The following is an 18545-nucleotide window of genomic DNA, read 5'->3' as shown; positions in this document are numbered from 1 at the left end:
AATTTTCGTCAATGCGGGCTTCATCGTAGGCTTCGACAGTGAAAAGGGCAGCGTTGCCCAGGGCATGATCGACTGTATCGAGGATACGTCGATCCCGGTCTGCATGGTCGGCCTGCTTTATGCCCTGCCCACGACACAGCTGACGCGCCGCCTGCTGGCGGAAGGCCGTCTTTTTTCCGGCAGCGAACAGACGCAGTCGGGTGACCAGTGTACGGCCGGGCTGAATTTCGCCACCAGCCGCCCGCGTCGCGACGTGCTGAACGATTACAGGACGGTGCTTGCGGCCATCTATGAACCGGTCGCCTATTTCGGCCGTGTCCGCAGGCTGGGCCGGATGCTGAAGCGCGGGCGCGCGCACCGGATGATAAAGGGCGACCTGCGCAGCTTTGTCCGGCTTATGTTCCGTATCCACCGCGCGGGACCGGGAACAGCCAGACAGTTCTGGCGCATGATGCTGGATTGCGCCCTGCATAACCCGCGCGCGCTGCCCTATGTGGTGATGACCAGCGCGCTATACCTGCATCTTGGCCCGTTTTCGCGGCAGGTCATTGCCGAGATTGACCGCGAGATCGCGGATGTGGACCAGGGCCGCTGGCATGCCCCGCCGGTCATGCGGCCTGTCGAGGCGGAACTTGTGCCCGCCTGATCCGGTCTGGCGCGGGTGTAAAAACCCGCTGCCAGCGGGGCAGGGAAGTCGGCCTGCCTCCACCGCAGTTGAAGCCTGGGGGATGGGATAAGGCATCATTGCCTGATGATGGGCAGGATCACCACGTCCGTTCCCGCTCGCGGCATCCCATAATATGCGCTCAGGCGCGGCGAGGAAGAAGTGTACGGGGCAAAGGCCAGAACGGCTTCACGGGAATTCCATGCATGCGGACGGATTTCCATGGCCCCTGACGGACGGGCGCAAGTTTACGCCTGATGGGAGACTATCACGCATCATATTGATTTTATGGGGGTTCTGACCGAAGCCGAGTGGTGGGCGCAACAGGGATTGAACCTGTGACCCCTACCATGTCAAGGTAGTGCTCTACCGCTGAGCTATGCGCCCAATCGGCTTCGGTGAAATGGCTTTTACTTGCCCTTTCAGGGGGATGCAACCCCTGTTTTAAAAAAAATCGCATTGACCGCAAACCGGCCTCCTGTCCCTATGGCAGGCATGTGCTGTACTGCTTTCCCGCCTGTGACCATCCGGGGCTGTCCGTGGCCGTTACCCGCGGCAAAAACGCCGTGACGGACCCAGCCATGCCGCCGTTTCATATCCACCACCCCGATGGGGCGGGGACGCCTGTCATCGTGGCGTCGCCACATTCGGGCCGGAATTACCCGGCGGAATTCCTGCGTATGTCGCGGCTGGATGCACGGTCCCTGCGCCGCAGCGAGGACTGTTACGTGGATCAGCTGTTCGCATCCGCACCGGGGCGGGGTGCGACATTACTGCACGCGACCTTTCCCCGTGCCTATTGCGATGCCAACCGCGAGGCATGGGAACTTGACCCCACCATGTTCCGTGAAAAACTGCCTGACTGGTGCAATACCACCAGCCGCAAGGTACGGGCGGGCTTTGGCACGATCGCGCGCATTGTTTCCCATGACGGGCCGATCTATCCCCGCCCGCTGCCCTTCAGCGAGGCCGAAGCCCGCATCCGCACCTGCTGGCAGCCCTATCATGATGCGCTGGCCGGTCTTGTGGCCGACAATGTGGCGCGGCATGGCGGCTGTATCCTGCTGGATGCCCATTCCATGCCCATGCTGAAGGGGCGGGGCGTACAGCCGGATTTTGTTCTGGGGAATGCGTGGGGCACGGCGTGTTCGCCGCAACTGACGGCGCTGGTGGAACGCACGCTGCTGGCCCATGGGTACAGTGTCGCGCGCAATGTCCCGTTTGCCGGTGGCTACGTCACGCGGCATTACGGCCGCCCGCGCCGGGGCGTGCAGGCGCTGCAGCTGGAAATCAGCCGGGCGCTGTACATGGATCAGGATACACTCGCCCCCCATGCGGGCTTTACGGCATTGCAGGGCGTGCTGGGGGATCTGGTGGACCACCTGGTACAGTATGGCGGCATGCTGGAGCAGCAGGCGGCGGAATAAAAAAAAGGCCGGGCATGATACCCGGCCCCTGTCGCATATCAGGCGGTCTTGGTGGGTGCCGTGCCCTGCGGTGTCTGGGTATTGACGGCTTCGGGCAGCAGGTGCGCCAGAACCGGCAGGATGGTGGCGGCCGGCAGGCCGGTCTTGTCCACCATGGCCTGAACCTGCTGGCTGCTGAGCAGGCTGCGCAGCTCATCGGTGGAGATGGGCAGGTTGTGGCCATCTCCGATCCACGAACGCACCTTGTCCCCCAGCCCGGCCTGTTCCGCCTGCGTTACCAGTGAACCGATGGTCGCGGGCGTCAGCAGCTGCGACAGGTAGGAATGCACCTGCTGCGACAGGCCCGATGCGCCCGCCAGGTCATTCAGCTTGCCCATGACGTCATTAAAGATACCGCTCATTCTGCTTTCTTTCCCGTCTCTCGTATGTGTGGGGACCCGACTATACTACACGACATACAGTTATAGGAAATTTATATAAGACGGGCCAAAAAAAAGCGGTGCATATGCACCGCTGAGTTTAGGGAGGAAACGTCCAAGAAGCAGTTGCACAAGGCAGTCTGCTTCCGACCCTTATGATTGTCCTCACGGGGTTGTGTCAACAAAAAAAGCGGCGCTTACCGACGGGCCTGGTACATGTGCCATGAAAGCAACGTTTTCGCGTCCGTCATGCCAATATCGGGCACCGCCGACAGGTCAATGACCCGCAGGTGGATGTGTTCATGTTCCCGCGCTACGCCGGTCTGCCGGTCGCGCAGGGCCTTGGCCAGCGTCTCGTTTATGTTCAGTTCGGCATAATACAGGCCTATTGCCTCATCACAGCCGCCGGGGGACAGCCAGACATCGGTCAGCTTCACCAGATCCTGCGCGCGCACCTGCAGGTCGGCGCCGACTTCTTCCGACAGTTCACGCACCGCGGTGCTGACAAACGCGCCACCGTCCAGCATCCCGGCGGGCAGCGCCAGCAGGTCAGGTTTCGCTACGGGTACCCGTGCCTCGCATGTCAGTACGGTGCGGTCGGGATAGCCCGGACATTTCAGCACCAACAGCACCGATACGGAATCCCCGCGCAGCAGGGCCAGCCCCGGCACGCGGTTGCCTTCATGCAGGGCGTCGGCTTCGACCAGTATGAATCCCATGCGTTGCGCGTCAAAGGCAATGGCGTCGCGCACCAGTACATGGCGCAGGGTAAAACGCGTGCGCATCCCGTCATACCACCGCCGGAAATGCGGCGCGGCCAGCACGCGCGCCTGAAGGTCAGGGTCAATGCCGGGAGCGAAGGAAATAATGTCCGTCTGGTCCATGGTATCCGGTTCCTGTCGGTTGGGCGCCGGAAACAGGCCCGGCTGCTAGCCTTGCATGAATACGGTGTCCATGATTGCGGCTACCGCGTTGCGGTAATCCCTCGGGGCATGTTCGGTTGTGATGCGTGTCAGCGCATTGTCGCGCACTGTGTCCCACAATGTCCGGTCATGATAGAGGCGGACGACCTGCTGCGCAAAATCCGCGGGATCGGTAATGCTGGCGCATAGCATGTCCTGACCATCGCGCCAGCCTGCCTGCCGGCATAACAGGGGCGACCCGACAACCGGCAGGCCGTTGGCGGCGGCTTCATGCAGTTTGTAGGCAATGCCGGCGCCGTAACGGGTGGGGGCGACGAATACGCGATGGTGGTCATAGACCGGGGCGGTATCGGCCACGCGGCCCAGCATGCGCACGTTGGGATGGTGGCGCAGCGGGCCAAGGTCCACGCGCGGGCTGGCATGGCCACACACGCTGAAACGGATGTCAGGCCCCAGCTGGTCCACCAGCAGCGGCAGGACCTGCCCGCTGAACCATGCCAGTGAATCAAGGTTGGGGGATGCCATGTCATGCACCGCGCCAAGGAACAGGATATCACGTCGCGCCGCCCATTCCGGCCCGGTGGCACGCGGCACCTGCACATGACCCAGCACCGACACGTTATCAAATCCGGCGCCACGCAGCAGGTCGGCCTCCGCCGCGTTGACCGCCACCACACGCTGCGCCAGGAACAGCGGGCGCAGTTCATCCGCCAGTCGCGCGCCCAGCGGGCGCGGGGGCGTGATCGCGTGCAGGCGGTCGTATTCCATGTCCCGGCAGGCGGCCAGTGCCTCGGTATCGACCACGATGCGCCCGGCAGGAATGTACGACGCCGCGTCGTTCAGGATACTGGCCACGCGGGCGGCGTTATGGGTGCGGGCGATCCATATCGCATCGAAACACCCGCTGCGCGCGCGCAGGAAATCGGGCAGGTCGGGCAGCTCGCGGTCATGGATGACCTCCACATCCTCGGGGAAGGCCGCGGCCAGCGTCGCGGCGTCCTCGATCGGGCGGAACATGGGATAGATCGTGACGTGGTAGCCAAGGCCGGCCAACGTGGTCACGATGTCATTCGACCGGGTAAAGCCCGAACCCAGATGGCGCAGCGGCAGCCTGTCCTCGATGAACAGGATATGCCGCCCGTCATCGGCATGGCGCGCGCGGGCCTCGTTCGGTGCATGCCGCAGCAGCCTGCGCCGCAGGCCGGGCGTGTGGCGGCGGATGAACAGGTCGCTGTTGCGCGCGATCAGGCGCGATGCGCTGGCCCCGTCCGACGTGCCGCATTCATAATGGACCAGGCAGACGGCCGGATCGTACAGGATCCGGTACCCCAGCGCCTGGATACGCACGCACAGGTCGGTTTCCTCAAAATAGGCGGGCGCGAAGCTTTCATCAAAACCGTCCAGCACCTGCACCACTTCGGTCCGGACCATCAGGAACACGCCCGAACAGAAATCCACCGCGCGCACGAACCCCGCTTCGGGCACACAGGGGTGGGCGTCGCGCATGTAGCCCTGCACCGATCCGTCGCGCCAGATCATGCTGCCTGCTTCCTGCAGCATGCCGTGCGTGCGGATGATGCGTCCGCCGACCGCGCCCGTCGTTTCATCCGCCACAAGCCGCGACAGGGCGTTTGCAATGGCGCCGTATTGCAGGTCCACATCATTATTGAGGAACAGCGTGGCAGGTGCGCGCACCCGGCGCAGGCCGGCGTTACACCCACGCACGAAGCCGATATTGCCCGCGAAGCGCAGCACCTCGATCCCGCGCACATGGTCCTCGATACGGGCCACGCCGTCACGTGATCCGGAATCCACCATCACCACCTGCATCGGCCCATGGTAATTCGCCCGGAGCGAGGCAAGGGTGGACATGGTCAGTTCAAACTGGTCATGCGCCACGATAATGACGCTCAGGGCAGGGGGGGCGTCCGTCGTGAAATCAATCCCGCCATCCAGCAGCAGCGGCAGGCGGGCGGCGCACATGTGGCGGAACAGGGCGCGGGCCTGGTCTTCCGTGACCTGCGGCGGCGGCGGTGGTTTCAGGTCGGGGCGGGCTGTCAGGTAATGGCCCAGACCGTCACGCGCGCGGCGGCGGGCGATATCGGCCTGCACGCCGGGGTCGCGCATATACTGCGCAAGATCCAGCGTGGAACACGGCTTGCGCTGTTCATGCACCCCGTCGCTGAGGAAATGGGCGTAGCCATTGCGCAGGGCCCCGGCCTCGATCGCGGCCTGCACGTCGGGGTTGACCATGGCGTAGAAGGATTCAGAAAAGAACGGTCCCGGGTCGAACGCCTGCGGCGTGGTGTTGCACAGGTAATGATGCAGGGCGCTGCGCCACAGGCCCTGCGTGATTTCCGCATGGGCTTCGGGATAGGCCTGCACGTACCATTCCGCATCGAAATACAGCGACAGGCTGCGGCATGGCAACGCGTCCATGCCGTGTCGCAGGTATGTGGCAAAGGGGCGTTGCGTGCCGCAGCGGTCGCATTCCGCCAGCAGGGCAATGCAGGTTTCGGGATCGAAAAAGCATGACCCGCTGCGCATTTCCCCATCACCCGCGCGCAGGTAATGGTCATAGGCGTTGCGGTATCCGCCCGCGTCCAGCGTGGCGGGGGTTATGTCGGGACAGGCCGCCAGATAGGCGCGTTCATCAAACAGCCAGTGCGGGTTATGGGTGCGCGCGCCCGCGTTCAGGTAGTGGTCGAACCCGCTGCGCCATGTGCCGGCCGCCACCTGTGCCGCGACATCGGGATAGGTGGCGCGGTACCATGCCTCATCAAAAAAGGGGTTGGGCGCATGGCCCAGCGCAGCGCCATGCGTGTCATAGAATTCCTGTGCCTGTTGCGCGGGAATGTCCATAAGGTCCAGCATCGCCGCGTAACGGGCGCGGTACCATGCGGGATCGAACATGGCCCATTCATCAGCCATTTCCGCATTGTTCGGGGAAACAGCCATCGTGCATCCTGTCCCTGTTCTGTTCAGGGACGGGTTATGGACGTCAAAGGTTAATTTTTGATTGGTTCCACCGGGGCGGGGGCGGCGGAAATATCGGCCACGCGTGCCGCTACTGCCTTCTGCGCATCGGCGGGGGCAATGCGCACCACCAGGCCCTGGTCGCCCGCATTGATATAGACATGCGGGCAGGCCATGGCATCCGCCGACACGATGACGGGCAACTGGTGTGCCTGACCGAACGGGCTGGTCCCGCCAGAGCGGAAGCCGGTCAGTTCCGCTGATTTTTCCGGACTCATCATCCGTGCGTTGCGCCCGTCAAACAGGGCGGCGACCTTCTTGAAATTCACCTTGTGGTCGGCAGGCACCACCAGGCATACCGGCGTCTTGCGATCCACTTCCACCACCAGTGTCTTGAGTACGCAGCCCGGGTCTGCCCCGATGGACTGCGCCGCCTGCATCCCGATCAACCCGCCACCGGGCGCGTATTCGTAATCATGCACCGAAAAGGACACGCCGCTGGCGGTCAGGAATTCGGTGGCTTTGGTCTGTTTCGTCACGTGATGCTCCCGGCGTGTTGCGGGCCTGCCCGCATTTTCAGCATCAAGGATAAAATAGCACCGGGTGCCATTGCAAGCACTTGCCGCGGCGGGTCAGCGCCGCATCGCCCGCCGCAGCCCCGGCAGCGCAAGGGCCACCAGCCCGGCCCCCATGAACACCAGCATCCCTATGCCATACATCCGGTAGCCCGCCGCCCCCACGATCCCGCCCAGCACGAAACAGGCAATGATCGCACCATGCAGCCGCAGCCGTTCGCGCACCCGCGAAGCACCGGGATCGAGCAGCCATTGCCCCAGCTCCATGCCAAGGTCGGTCAGCATGCCGGTCATGTGGGTGGTACGCACCCGCGCGCCGGAAATATGGGTGACGGTGGCGTTCTGCAATCCCATAAGGAAACCCAGCCCACAGCCCAGCCCGCCTGCCTCCATCCACGCGGGCAGCACCCGCGACAGGATGCCAAGGGCGATCAGCAGCGTGCCTTCCAGCGCGATGCTCGCGGCATGGACCGCGCGCATGCCCCGCCTGCGGCCCACGCCCACCAGCAGTGTCGCGCCGCACCCGCCCGCAACGAACGCCGCCAGCACGCCCGCGCATGACAGCATGGACACCATGCCCCCGTCGCCCACGCCAACGGCCAGCGCCGACAGGTTGCCGGTCATGTTGGCGGTGTAATACCCGATGGCCAGAAACCCCGCCACATTGACCGCGCCCGCCACCGCCGCCAGCGTGCAGCCCAGGCGCAGGTCGGTGCCGATACTGCGCGTTGCCCCTTCGTGAACCAGCATGCCCCTTGTTCCATTGATGGCGGGAAGGTTCCCGCCCTGCATCATGGTATCCGCCACGGGGCAGGGGGAATGCAAGCCATCACCATGATCGGGCCACCATGCGGAACGATCCGATCACATCATGGCGAGGGGCGGGCGGGAATAAAGTCAGTTGCAACTGATGGTTGCGTGCATCGGCATGTGTCATAAATATTTAATATAGACTTTTTGAAGCCCGGCCGCACGCCCTGCGGGGCGACAGGCATGGCGCGACGCAGGGCGCGGCGATGTTTTCGCAATCAGGAATATGGCGCGATCAAGGCAGCGCGCAATTTAGCAACACTATGAAACATTAAATACCTGACAGGGCTTGATTTACATTTTTTAATACAATGATTACAGAAAATCGCAAATGACCAATACCCCATCCCGGTTTAACCTGATGGATGACATTCCTGTATTCGCTCCTTGAGCCATTCCGCCTCCGGGGATTAGGAAACAATACCTACAAACGGCATGATGACTGCGGATATTCTTGTGATGTAATCATGTTTTAACCGGAAGTTAAGCTTATCGACCTATCAGGATAAATGTACATTCCTGATAACTTATCGCCCGATGGAAGGAAGACCCTTACTCCTTTTGGTGTACATAAATGCTGCTTTTAGTTAATTGTTTGTAATCAATACAGCCGTCATGGAAACTCCACTGCATCCAGATGCATGGTTTTTCCACAATCCGAGGTTGTTGTTGCTGATATTTCCCGACATGTCCGTATCTATACATATGGACAGACACGCATGATGATGGCATGTTCCCGAAAAACACTTAAATAATTTACTTAAGTAGTGATTGGTTCAGTATTCACGCGTCCAGTTTTCCGGTGTGTCGGATTTCCCCCATCCCATGCGCATCGGGACTGGAACAGTATGGTTAAGTAATGATCGATATTCTGATTTGTGATGCCCACCTGTACATTGACCGCGAATGGGAGATTCCCGGCGGCTGGATCGCCATTGAAAAAGATCGCGTCCATTCCGTCGGCGGCCCCGGACAGCCCCCGCCGCCGGCCGCGCGCGTCATGAACGCGCGTGGCCGGCTGGTCACGCCCGGCCTGGTCAATGCACACCATCATATGTACCAGAACCTGACGCGGTCCTACGCCCCCGCCACGCGGATGCGGCTGTTCCCATGGCTGCAGACCCTGTACCCGCTATGGGCCGGGCTGGATGCGGATTCCGTATTCGTCTCAAGCTATGTCGCCATGGTGGAACTGCTGATGGGGGGATGCACCACCTCCATGGATCATATGTTCATCCATCCCCGTCCGCGTCTGATTGACGAACAGTTCCGTGCCGCGCGTGAAATCGGTTTCCGCTTCTATGCAACCCGTGGCAGCATGACGCGCGCGCAGGAAGATGGCGGCCTGCCCCCCACCGCCGTGGTTCAGGACGAAGACACGATCATGGCCGACTGCGAACGGCTGGCCAGCACGTACCACGATCCCGGCCCGGGCGCGATGGGGCGGGTGGCGCTGGGTCCGGTTTCGCTGTTTTCGGCATCCGAAGGGATCATGCGCAAATCCCTCGCCATGGCCGAACGGCTCGACCTGCGCCTGCATACCCACCTGGCCGAGGATATGGAGGAGGACGATTACTGCCTGAGCCTGTACGGCTGCACCCCCACCGAACAGTTCGAGCGCATGGGCTGGGCCTGTCCGCGCACGTGGGTGGCGCATTACATCTATCCCTCGTCATCGGAAATCGACCGCATTGCGGATGCCGGGGTCAGCGTGGTGCAGTGCCCCAGTTCCAACATGATGATCGGCGGTGGCAGCGCCGATGCGCTGGACATGCGCGAGCGGGGCATCCGCGTGGGCCTTGGCTGCAACGGGTCGGCCACGACGGACCATGCCTCCATGTGGATGGAAACGCGCAACGCCATGCTGCTGGGCCGCATATGCCACGGCCCGCAGGCCATGGGCGCGCGTGAGGCGCTGGACATGGCAACCCGTGACGGGGCCGCCTGCCTGGGCTGGGAAGACGAGATCGGGCACCTCCGCCCCGGCGCGTGCGCCGATCTTGTGATCTGGCATGCAAGCGACGTGGCGCTGGCCGGCGCCCTGACCGACCCGGTGGAGGCATGGCTGCGCTGTGGCCCCACCGTGGCGGGGACCACCATCGTGGCGGGAAGGGTGCTGGTGGAAAACTGCGAACCCACGATGGCGGGCCTGGGCGACATGCTGCGTGAACATACGCGGCAGGCACGGCGGATACAGCAGCTGGACTGATATCCGCCGCGGGGGAGCGTGTGCCCCCGGGGGCCGCTATCCAGTATCAATCCATACCGGGGGATATCCATCATGTCACAGCACCCATCCTGCGCGGCGGGGCAACGGCTGCCTGTCATTTCCATCGCGGGCCTGTTTGATCCGGACCCTGCCGCGCGTCGTGCGGTGGGGGCGGCACTGCATGCCGCCTGCCGGGACATGGGCTTTTTCTACTGTGCCGACCACCGGATCCCGCCGGACCTGATCGCGGCGGTATTCGAACAGTCGCGCCGTTTCTTCGCATTGCCCGAAGCGGACAGGCGGGCGCTGGACAAGGGGCGTTCCCCCTGCAACCGGGGGTATGAACCCCTGCGTGACCAGACGCTGGAACCCGGCACGCCACCGGACCTGAAGGAAGGGTTCTATATCGGCCCGGAAAAGCCGTTATGTGATCCCGCCGTCATGGCCGGGCGGTTCAACCAGGGGCCAAACCAGTGGCCCGCGATGCTGCCCGAATTCCGGCCGGTCATGATGACCTACAGCGCCGCCATGACCCGGCTTGCGGAAACCCTCATGCAGGGGATCGCGCTGTCGCTTGACCTGCCGGAGGACTATTTCGCCACCTTCTGCCATGATCCGCTGACCACGCTGCGCCTGCTGCACTACCCGCCGCAGCCCGCACGGCCCCTGCCGGGGGAAAAGGGGGCGGGCGCACATACCGATTTTGGCGGCCTGACCCTGTTGCTGCAGGATGACAGCGGCGGCCTGCAGGTCCGTGCGCCCGACGGGAACTGGGTGGACGCCACCCCCATTGCGGGCACCTTTGTCGTCAACCTGGGCGACATGATCGCGCGCTGGACCAATAACCGCTACCGCTCCACACTGCACCGGGTCATCAACACGTCGGGGCGGGAACGGTATTCGGTGCCGTTCTTCCATACCGGCAACCCCGATCAGGTCATCAGCTGCCTGCCCGGCTGCGTACCGGCAGGGGAGGCGCCATTGTGGCCACCCGTTACGGTGGAAGACCACCTGCGCGCGATGTACACCCGGACCTATGGCCGATGACCCGGCCCGATCCCGTCATCCTGATCCACGGCGCATGGCAGGGCAGCTGGGTATGGGACCGTTTCCTTGCGGCCTGGCAGCGGCGTACCGACATTGGCGCCCATGCGGTTGACCTGCCGGGCAACGGGGCGGATGGCATGCCCGCGCGCGACGCCACGCTTGGCCGCTATGTGGACCATGTGGGCGCGGTCATGGACCGGCTGGGGGCGGCATCGGTCAGCCTTGTCGCCCATTCCGGCGGCGGGGTTGTCGCGTCCGCCGTGGCGGAACGGTTTGCCGGCCGGGTGCGGCGCATTGCCTATCTGGCCGGGATGATGCTGCCCGATGGCATGGGCTTCGGGCAGGCGGTGGAACAGGTGCTGCCTAACCACCCGCAGGCAACCGGCATCAACCCCTACCTGCGCTGGCCCGAACCGGGCGTCGTATCGGTCGTGCCGCCGGAAGCGGCGGTGGCGGTCTTCCTGCATGACTGCCCAGCGGATGTGGCCATTGCCGCATCCCGCCGCCTGACGCCACAGGGGATCCATGGGCTGGACCTGCGCGCGCGCCTGACGGCGGGGCGCTTCGGGCAGGTGCCGCGCCTGTATGTCGAGGCAACGGAGGACCGTTCCGTCATCCTGCCGGTCCAGCGCCGGATGCAGGCCCTTGTGCCCGGCGCGCAGGTGGTTACCATGCATACCGGCCATGCCCCGCAGGTGGCGGACCCTGAGGGTACGGTTGCGCACCTTCTGCCCTTTATTGAAGGATAACATGCATGATCCTGCCGCGCCGGCAGCTTCTGGCCACTGCGGGGGCCGCGTTTTCCACCGGGTTGCTGCCCCGTGCGGGCCGGGCGGCCACACCCACGGCCACCGAACGGCTTCTGGCGGGGCTTGCCGCCCCCTATGCCAACGTGCCGCCCATGCCCCCCGTGGCGGAGGAGGACGCCCTGCTGGCGCTGGGCTATGTCGGGCCGACCAGCGATGGCGGCTGGACCGAAATGCACCATGTGGCGCTGCAGGCCGTGCGCCGTACCTTCCCGAAGCTGCGCACGGTGTATGTGGAAAGCGTGCCGTATTCGGCCGACGCCACCCGCCTGCTGCGTGAATTCGTGGCCGAGGGCGCGCAGCTGGTCATGACCGGTGCGGATTATGGCGACTTCCTGACCGATGTGGCGGCGCGTGCGCCCGAAACCGCCTTCATGCAGTGTGATGGACGCCCCCTGCGGGGCAATGTCAGCTGGTACTACATCGCGCACTGGTATGTCAGCTACGTGATCGGTGTGGCGGCGGGCCTGCTGAGCAGGGATGGAAAGCTGGGCTTCATCGCGTCCTTCCCGCTGCCTTCGGCCTATGCCGGGGCCAATGCAACGCTTATGGGCGCGCGCAGCGTCAACCCCGACGCCACCATGCAGGTCATCAGCATCAATGCATGGTTCGACCCGCAGGCCGCCATTCAGGCCGCCAACGCGCTGGCGGACAAGGGGTGTGACTTCCTGTTCGGCATCATGGACGAAGCGGGCTACCTGCATGTGGCGCAGGAACGCGGGCTGTGGGCGGCCATGTGGAACAAGGACATACGGCAGTTCGGGCCGGATGCGTACGTGGCGTCCGTCGTGCTGGATTTTACGCAGTTCTATATTGCGCAGGTGCGCGCGCGGCTGGCGGGCACATGGCGGCCGGTCCCGCAACTGCTGATGATGGGCCAGGGCGTGGACCGCGACCCATGGGGCCAGCGCGTGCCGCAGGCGGTGCGCGACCGGGCAGACGCCGTGCGCGCGCGGATCATGGGCGGCTGGTCGCCCTTCAACGGCCCCATCCATGACCAGCATGGGCAGTTGCGCGTAGCCGAAGGAACGACGATGAACGACCTTGAACTGTATGACTGGAACTGGGCGGTGGATGGGGTAAGCGGCCTGCCATAAACCCTGCCCGCCGGAATGCGGCGGGCAGGGATATTACGGGGTCTGTTTCTGGGCCGCGATGCACTGCTGCTCGATGCCGTCATCGCCAATGGCCTCACATTGCGCTTCCAGCTTCACGTTCATGACACCGTTCTTGCTCTTGCGCGCGTTCAGTAGCCGAATGGGCAGGAAAGATCGGTCATTGAACTTGTTCTGCTCATCAGCCATGTATTTTTCCGCCGCATCTGCCTTACCTAGCTGCGTCAGCAGCTTTCCCCACTCAAGGGCAATCGGCAGGGTCACATCGGGACGGTTGGCTGCCTTGATCAGGATCTGCAGGGCGTCAAGGGTCTTCCCGGTATGGGCTTCCACCATGTAATGCAGCCATGTCCAGTAAGCGCTCTGGTTGGTGGGAAACCCGATTTTTGCCAGCGTCGGACGGGCGGCGGACCAGTTGTTGTTCCCCACGGCTTCCGCGGCACTCTGCAAAAGATTCATCTGGTTCAGGAAGGATGCGACAGCGGCGCTGTTTATCCATGTGACCATGGGCCTGGTATGCAGCGCGATAATGTCCTGATCGGCATAAACATGGTCGATATACTGGGAAACCGCCTTCAGCCGCGCTTCCGCATGCGGGTGCCGCTGGGTCAGCGTGTTCAGGCCGCTGACCAGCCTGCCATCAAGGTCATCAGGCTTTGAAGCCGTCAGGGTGACGCTGTCTATCTGGAATTTCTGCGGGCCGGTCTTTTTTGCCCTGGCGTTTTTCTCCGCGTCGCGTTTTTCTTCCGCAACCAGTACGCGTTCCACCTTCAGCGCCTCGTCCAGCACGTAGCCCGATCGCGCCATGAGGTCGATGGCCAGGGTATCGGCCTCGGTTTCCTGCCCGCGCGACCATGATGGGAACAGCGCCGTATCGGCCAGCGCCTTGGCCCCCATGTTGGATACCAGCGCCTCCCCCGCGACCGACCCGGCATGGCTGACCGCCCCACCGATCAGGGTGCCCCACTTTACCGCGGCGGATGCATAATTCTTTATGTTGGTGTTGCGCTGCTGGGCCACGGTATGTCCCAGAAGCACATGAGACAGTTCATGCGCCAGCACGAAGGCCAGCGCATCTTCGGACTGGATATCGCGATTGTCGTGGAAATACTGGATCAGCCCGGCATTGATGAAGATCGCCCCGGCTTCCGATACGTCGGATGTGAAATCCTCGGTCGGTACCAGAAAAACCTGGACCTTTGGCTTCACCCCATCCCAGTGCGTGAGCAGCCTATCGATGATGGACTGTGGATAGTTGGAAACCTGCGGGTCAATGATAACACCCGTCGGGTGCGTGCTGGCCGGACGCAGCAGGTCCTGCAGCGCCATGCTGCCCGGATAGCTGGTGCGCGGCTGGATGCGCGTAATCAGCGGGGTGTTGTCCTTCGCCACCGCATCCACCGGGCAGGTGCCCAGCGCCATGGTGGCGCAGAGCACGGACGACAGCACAAGGCGTTTTCCCATCGCGCTAGCTGCCATGACACCCGCTGCCCAGGTTGTTGCTGATTCCGCCGGCCTGATCGATGCTGCCGGGGCCGATCTTCACGCACGCGGTTTCAGCCGGCGGGGCGGAGGTAATGTTGGTCTGCACGGCGGCGGGCTTCACCAGCACCACGCCCTTGTCGGTGCGAACCTTCAGCAGGCCGGTGCCGGCATCCTGCCCCACGATGGGATCACCGATCAGTTCCGCGGCCGGGAACTGCCCCAGACGCTTGTGGTCCAGCCCGTAGACCGGAACCGTCTCGGCAAAGGTGCCCGTAATCTGCTTTCCGCCCGCAGCCTGCGCCGACAGCGGCAGGGCCAGGATGCAACCCGTCACAAGATACATGAAAGGCCTCAGGTTCATTTTCTAGATTTCCCTTTTGTGAAAAATGGTCAGGACGCGGTTCATCCAGCCACGCCCCCAATCGGACAGCAGGCGTCCGCCGCCGCCCACCACGTTTGAAAACCAGGCGACGAAGCCACCGGGCTCGGCAGCTTCCTGCGTGGCCAGGCGCAGCAGCAGCAGGCCGATCCAGTCGGCATTGGGCCAGCGGGGGCCGTCGCCGTTCAGCACGAACCCGATTGCGGCAAGCGTGGCCAGCAGGATCAGGTTGGCAAGATAGGATGATTCCCGCTTCTCTTCCGGCTTGCCCTGCGTCGGTTGCGCGGGTTTTTTCATGGAAATGACGATGGGGCAGGCCCATGTCACCATGAACAGCATGGCAAGCAGGAAATATGCACCCACCAGGTTGCCCAAGCCGTGCGTGGTGCCGCGCTGCACCAGGTCAATGAGCCAAAGGCAGATCGCGACAGAAAAGAGGACGAAAAAGCGCGTCCAGTACCAGCGGAGAGTCACGATGGAATCCACCACCGGGAACGATTTCTGGTGAACATGCGCAAGGTACCGCCGGGCATGCGCCAGCAGCCGCTGGCCATGATAGATGCACAACCGCAGGCCGGGCCATGAACGCAGTTTCTGTCGGTCGTACAGCGGCCACTGGCGGCGCATGACCATATACAGCGCGAAGCCCATCCACAGGACCAGTTCCGCGATTTCCGCCCAGTCAAGGCAGATGAATTCGCCCGGTTCATGAAAATAGCGCTTGCCGTAAACCACCAGGTTGTCGAACGCCATGGCATGCACGATCACGCCCGGCACACGGCCCAGCATGGGGATGTAGGTATCGTCATGCTGGTCACGCAGGTCGGTGCCGTAGAACACCGCGCGCCCCTGAAGCAGGGATCCCAGCGCAGGGGATCCCTCGGGCGTGCCAAGGCCACGTTGGCCCAGCTGCTCCGCCCCGATTTCCAGCGGATAGAATGCAAAGACGTATTTGCCCGGTGTACGGTAGCGGAAGGTGTAGTGGAACCCCAGCGACATCGCCATGCCCAGCCGCCCGCAGCCAAGGAACTGCTGGGTCTGGCAGCGCACCTGCCAGTAGTCGTCCAGTTGACTGACCATATGCTGTGCGGGATCGGGTTTCAGCCCCCATTGTATGATCATCGGCGACCTGAAATCCTGGGGCCGGAAGCCGGGGCATCGCCCGCCCCAGCCGTCCTGACACAGACGACTGTACAGGTCATAGGCGGCGTTACCGCTTATGGGCGGACCTTCCTCATGCGTTTCAGGTTCGTGTTTTGCTTTTTTTCCGTCTTCCTCCTCCGGTTCATGGATCAGCGGATAGGCACCGCCTTCGGCCCGGATGCCGGCGGTGTAACCCTCGCTGTGGATCAGGGGTTCGGGCAGGTCGGGCTGGTCATTACCATCATCGCCACGGCCGAATAGCAGCGGCACGCCCATGTCTTTCGCGCGCTGGATTACCGGCCGGAATTCATCCAGTGATTCCCCGGGGCGTTCATACATCATCCGCAGGTCGACAAAGATCGCTGCCGGATGTGCATCCAGTATCCGGTTTAGCGTGTCGATATGACGCTTATATTCAAACGGGAAGGATGTATCGTATGCATCCAGCGTATGGTCAGTAATGGCGACAACGGCAACATTGCGGTGCGTCGCATCCGATGACATGCCATAAAATGGCGCGCTGATAGCGTTGAACATGGTGGCCGATGACTGTTTGGTGGCGGATTCCAGCCCCATCGGATCAATGAATTTGAATACGCCCCAGAAAAGAAGCATGACCAGAAGATAAATAATTGAATTCATCCCTTTTTTTTGGGGATGATCTTTCTTATTTTTGTTTTTATCTTCCGTTTTATTTATAGTCTGCCTGTTTTTCCGGGCCATATATTGCAGTTCTTTATTTATAAAATAACATCAAAACCCTGTTACAATCTGTGACCCAAAACTGTCAATAGGTAATAAACAAATAACAATCGTGGAAAAATATGGCGGTTTTGGTAAATCCTTATATATCTGGCAATTAATCATACAGAACCAAATGGTTCCTGTATGAAAAATATACCATGCCAGATGTCGGCTTGTACTACCGGACACGAAAGGGGCGGGACTGGCCTTCAGTCTACATCCCCATGTACGCGGCGTCCGGCCACCCAGACAGCACGGATATCGGGGCGGCCCATATTACACAGCATCTGCTGCACCACATCCGCCGCAGTGTCGTCCGTACGGCCCGGACCAGGGGGCAGGATATTGCTGCCGGGGGCGGCACGGTCGATCAGGATGGCGTCAAACGCCTGTCCCGCATCAAACTGTCCTGCCGCGATATCCAGCGCTGCCATCCCCCCGCGCGTGGCCAGCCACAACCCTTCGGTAAAGGTCAGGCGCGCACCCGGCCTGCCGCGTTTCCCTGCCGTGTGCGCGGGGTCGGTGCCGGTATCAAGCATGCGCGATGCGGTGACCGCCATGGCGGCATTGACCGCGACGGACGGAGAATACCCGCCCGAAATATCCGTGCCCAGCCCCACATGCACGCCCGCCTGCCATGCCTTGCGCAGCGGCAGCACCGCACCGGCGAAATAGGCGTTTGAAACGGGGCAGTGCGCAATGGCCGCGCCGCGTGCGTGGACCAGCGCCATGTCATCGGCTGTCATGAAACACGAATGGGCCAGCACCGTGCCGCGCCGCAGCAGGCCGAAGCGGTCCAGCGCCACGGTATCGTTCACGCCGGTCCGCTGGCGGACATAATCATGTTCCCAGTCACTTTCGGAACAGTGGGTCTGGATCAGGCAGTCTTCCGCCGCCGCCAGTGCGGCCAGTCCGCGCAGCAGGCCATCCGTGCAGGCCGGGATGAAGCGTGGCGTGACCATGGGGCGCACAAGGCCCTTTTCGTTACCCGGCAGGGCGCGCACGGCATGGATGAAGCGGCGGGTGGCGTCCAGCGCCTGTTCCACGCCGGCATTGCGATAGGTGGGGGGGCACAGCGCCGGATCATCCATCGCCACCAGCCCGACATGGGCACGCAGGCCGTGGCGCAGGCAGGTGCGCGCCAGCAGCAGGCTGCTTTCTTCATGAATGGTGGCGAAAAAGACAGCGGTGGTGGTGCCATTGGCCAGCAGGGTGCGGACCATTTCATCATAGACCGGGGCGGCAAAGGCGGGATCGGCAAAACGGGCCTCCAGCGGAAAGGTCCGCTGTTCCAGCCAGTCCCGCAGCGGCAGGTCCAGCGCCCGGCCCATCTGCGGCCATTGCGGGGCATGGACATGCAGGTCGGCAAATCCCGGCATGAGCAGTTGCGCGGGCGAAAGCGCCTGCACGGCCATGCCATGGCGGGCGGCGTGCTCCAGTACCTGTGCCGCCATGGGGGTACTGGCATCATGCCGGGCCATGATCGTGCCATCCGCGCCCACATGCACCACACTGTCCGTCATGGTGGCCCGGTCGGTGGCGACCGGGTTGATGACATGACCGCGGATAACGAATTCATCCATGCTGCAACTGAACCCCTACATTACGAAAACGCATTATTATTTCCGTAAAGCCCCCGTCTGCACAGTCCAAAAATCATTCCCGCAACCCCATGCGGACGGAAGGCGGGGCATGGGGGCGGGCAAACTCCACGACCATTGGAAAACACATTGGAACTAAAGGGAAAATACGGATCTCCCAATTTTTTCCACAGGGTTATCTTTCTCCCTATCCCCGGAATCTGTGGATAAAGCGGGGCGGCC

15 protein-coding genes and 1 tRNA gene are annotated in these 18545 nt (G+C 62.6%); 6 read left to right on the top strand and 10 right to left on the bottom strand.

Annotation, left to right across the window (positions count from 1 at the left end; genetic code table 11):
* Positions 1 to 646, top strand: a 646-nt coding sequence (locus AC1RQ9_RS12445; RefSeq protein ID WP_485987211.1) for a DUF4070 domain-containing protein, incomplete at its 5' end; no start/stop codon positions are given.
* 330 nt (positions 647 to 976) lie between these two features.
* Here the strand turns inward: AC1RQ9_RS12445 and AC1RQ9_RS12440 are convergent.
* Positions 977 to 1051: transfer RNA gene (locus AC1RQ9_RS12440), tRNA-Val, on the bottom strand.
* 194 nt (positions 1052 to 1245) lie between these two features.
* On the opposite strand from AC1RQ9_RS12440, the gene AC1RQ9_RS12435 reads away from it, so the two are divergent.
* On the top strand, positions 1246 to 2091 hold the full coding sequence (locus AC1RQ9_RS12435) for an N-formylglutamate amidohydrolase (RefSeq protein ID WP_485987210.1): 846 nt from the start codon (positions 1246 to 1248) through the stop codon (positions 2089 to 2091).
* Between the two features lie 38 nt (positions 2092 to 2129).
* On the opposite strand, the gene AC1RQ9_RS12430 is transcribed toward AC1RQ9_RS12435, so the two are convergent.
* From AC1RQ9_RS12430 to AC1RQ9_RS12410, 5 genes are all read right to left on the bottom strand, one after another.
* Positions 2130 to 2492: a YidB family protein gene (locus tag AC1RQ9_RS12430; RefSeq protein WP_485987209.1), complete on the bottom strand. Its 363-nt coding sequence runs from the start codon at positions 2490 to 2492 to the stop codon at positions 2130 to 2132.
* Positions 2493 to 2707: 215 nt separating this feature from the next.
* Complete coding sequence (locus AC1RQ9_RS12425; protein ID WP_485987207.1) at positions 2708 to 3394, bottom strand: NUDIX hydrolase; 687 nt, start codon at positions 3392 to 3394, stop codon at positions 2708 to 2710.
* A gap of 45 nt (positions 3395 to 3439) precedes the next feature.
* The gene (locus AC1RQ9_RS12420; RefSeq protein WP_485987206.1) at positions 3440 to 6391 is read right to left on the bottom strand and encodes a glycosyltransferase; all 2952 of its coding nucleotides are present in this window, start codon (positions 6389 to 6391) and stop codon (positions 3440 to 3442) included.
* 50 nt (positions 6392 to 6441) lie between these two features.
* On the bottom strand, positions 6442 to 6948 hold the full coding sequence (locus AC1RQ9_RS12415) for a YbaK/EbsC family protein (protein ID WP_193731739.1): 507 nt from the start codon (positions 6946 to 6948) through the stop codon (positions 6442 to 6444).
* 93 nt (positions 6949 to 7041) lie between these two features.
* On the bottom strand, positions 7042 to 7734 hold the full coding sequence (locus tag AC1RQ9_RS12410; protein ID WP_485987205.1) for a YoaK family protein: 693 nt from the start codon (positions 7732 to 7734) through the stop codon (positions 7042 to 7044).
* A 919-nt stretch (positions 7735 to 8653) separates the two neighbouring features.
* Between AC1RQ9_RS12410 and AC1RQ9_RS12405 the strand changes: the two genes are divergently transcribed.
* The 4 genes from AC1RQ9_RS12405 to AC1RQ9_RS12390 all read left to right on the top strand — a co-directional run bounded on the left by AC1RQ9_RS12405 (position 8654) and on the right by AC1RQ9_RS12390 (position 12953).
* A complete protein-coding gene (locus tag AC1RQ9_RS12405; protein ID WP_485987203.1) occupies positions 8654 to 10003 on the top strand; it encodes an amidohydrolase family protein in 1350 nt (449 codons plus the stop codon).
* 72 nt (positions 10004 to 10075) lie between these two features.
* On the top strand, positions 10076 to 11050 hold the full coding sequence (locus AC1RQ9_RS12400) for an isopenicillin N synthase family dioxygenase (RefSeq protein WP_485987201.1): 975 nt from the start codon (positions 10076 to 10078) through the stop codon (positions 11048 to 11050).
* A complete protein-coding gene (locus AC1RQ9_RS12395; RefSeq protein ID WP_485987199.1) occupies positions 11047 to 11799 on the top strand; it encodes an alpha/beta fold hydrolase in 753 nt (250 codons plus the stop codon). The genes AC1RQ9_RS12400 and AC1RQ9_RS12395 overlap by 4 nt, the downstream gene beginning before the upstream one ends.
* Positions 11800 to 11804: 5 nt before the next feature.
* The gene (locus AC1RQ9_RS12390) at positions 11805 to 12953 is read left to right on the top strand and encodes a BMP family ABC transporter substrate-binding protein (RefSeq protein ID WP_485987197.1); all 1149 of its coding nucleotides are present in this window, start codon (positions 11805 to 11807) and stop codon (positions 12951 to 12953) included.
* Positions 12954 to 12986: 33 nt separating this feature from the next.
* On the opposite strand, the gene AC1RQ9_RS12385 is transcribed toward AC1RQ9_RS12390, so the two are convergent.
* The 4 genes from AC1RQ9_RS12385 to AC1RQ9_RS12370 form a co-directional block, all read right to left on the bottom strand.
* The gene (locus AC1RQ9_RS12385; protein WP_485987195.1) at positions 12987 to 14435 is read right to left on the bottom strand and encodes a M48 family metallopeptidase; all 1449 of its coding nucleotides are present in this window, start codon (positions 14433 to 14435) and stop codon (positions 12987 to 12989) included.
* A gap of 4 nt (positions 14436 to 14439) precedes the next feature.
* Entirely contained in the window at positions 14440 to 14817 is a 378-nt protein-coding gene (locus AC1RQ9_RS12380) for a hypothetical protein (RefSeq protein WP_485987193.1), read from the bottom strand.
* 3 nt (positions 14818 to 14820) lie between these two features.
* Positions 14821 to 16620, bottom strand: a complete 1800-nt coding sequence (locus AC1RQ9_RS12375; protein ID WP_485987192.1) for a CHASE2 domain-containing protein — start codon at positions 16618 to 16620, stop codon at positions 14821 to 14823.
* Positions 16621 to 16931: 311 nt separating this feature from the next.
* Entirely contained in the window at positions 16932 to 18305 is a 1374-nt protein-coding gene (locus tag AC1RQ9_RS12370) for an amidohydrolase family protein (protein WP_485987191.1), read from the bottom strand.
* Between the last annotated feature and the right edge of the window lie 240 nt (positions 18306 to 18545).

The sequence above is a fragment of the Komagataeibacter ossonobensis genome, assembly GCF_057359305.1.
The sequence above is the reverse complement of the archived record's forward strand: the minus strand, read 5'-3'. Positions and strand labels throughout refer to the sequence as shown.

Excerpts from the sequence above, each read along its gene's own strand:
- AC1RQ9_RS12390 (WP_485987197.1), top strand. The coding sequence starts at position 11,805 with ATGATCCTGCCGCGCCGGCAGCTTCTGGCCACTGCGGGGGCCGCGTTT.
- AC1RQ9_RS12385 (WP_485987195.1), bottom strand. The coding sequence starts at position 14,435 with ATGGGAAAACGCCTTGTGCTGTCGTCCGTGCTCTGCGCCACCATGGCG.
- AC1RQ9_RS12395 (WP_485987199.1), top strand. The coding sequence starts at position 11,047 with ATGACCCGGCCCGATCCCGTCATCCTGATCCACGGCGCATGGCAGGGC.
- AC1RQ9_RS12370 (WP_485987191.1), bottom strand. The coding sequence starts at position 18,305 with ATGGATGAATTCGTTATCCGCGGTCATGTCATCAACCCGGTCGCCACC.
- AC1RQ9_RS12425 (WP_485987207.1), bottom strand. The coding sequence starts at position 3,394 with ATGGACCAGACGGACATTATTTCCTTCGCTCCCGGCATTGACCCTGAC.
- AC1RQ9_RS12375 (WP_485987192.1), bottom strand. The coding sequence starts at position 16,620 with ATGAATTCAATTATTTATCTTCTGGTCATGCTTCTTTTCTGGGGCGTA.
- AC1RQ9_RS12400 (WP_485987201.1), top strand. The coding sequence starts at position 10,076 with ATGTCACAGCACCCATCCTGCGCGGCGGGGCAACGGCTGCCTGTCATT.
- AC1RQ9_RS12430 (WP_485987209.1), bottom strand. The coding sequence starts at position 2,492 with ATGAGCGGTATCTTTAATGACGTCATGGGCAAGCTGAATGACCTGGCG.
- AC1RQ9_RS12435 (WP_485987210.1), top strand. The coding sequence starts at position 1,246 with ATGCCGCCGTTTCATATCCACCACCCCGATGGGGCGGGGACGCCTGTC.
- AC1RQ9_RS12405 (WP_485987203.1), top strand. The coding sequence starts at position 8,654 with ATGATCGATATTCTGATTTGTGATGCCCACCTGTACATTGACCGCGAA.
- AC1RQ9_RS12380 (WP_485987193.1), bottom strand. The coding sequence starts at position 14,817 with ATGAACCTGAGGCCTTTCATGTATCTTGTGACGGGTTGCATCCTGGCC.
- AC1RQ9_RS12410 (WP_485987205.1), bottom strand. The coding sequence starts at position 7,734 with ATGCTGGTTCACGAAGGGGCAACGCGCAGTATCGGCACCGACCTGCGC.
- AC1RQ9_RS12420 (WP_485987206.1), bottom strand. The coding sequence starts at position 6,391 with ATGGCTGTTTCCCCGAACAATGCGGAAATGGCTGATGAATGGGCCATG.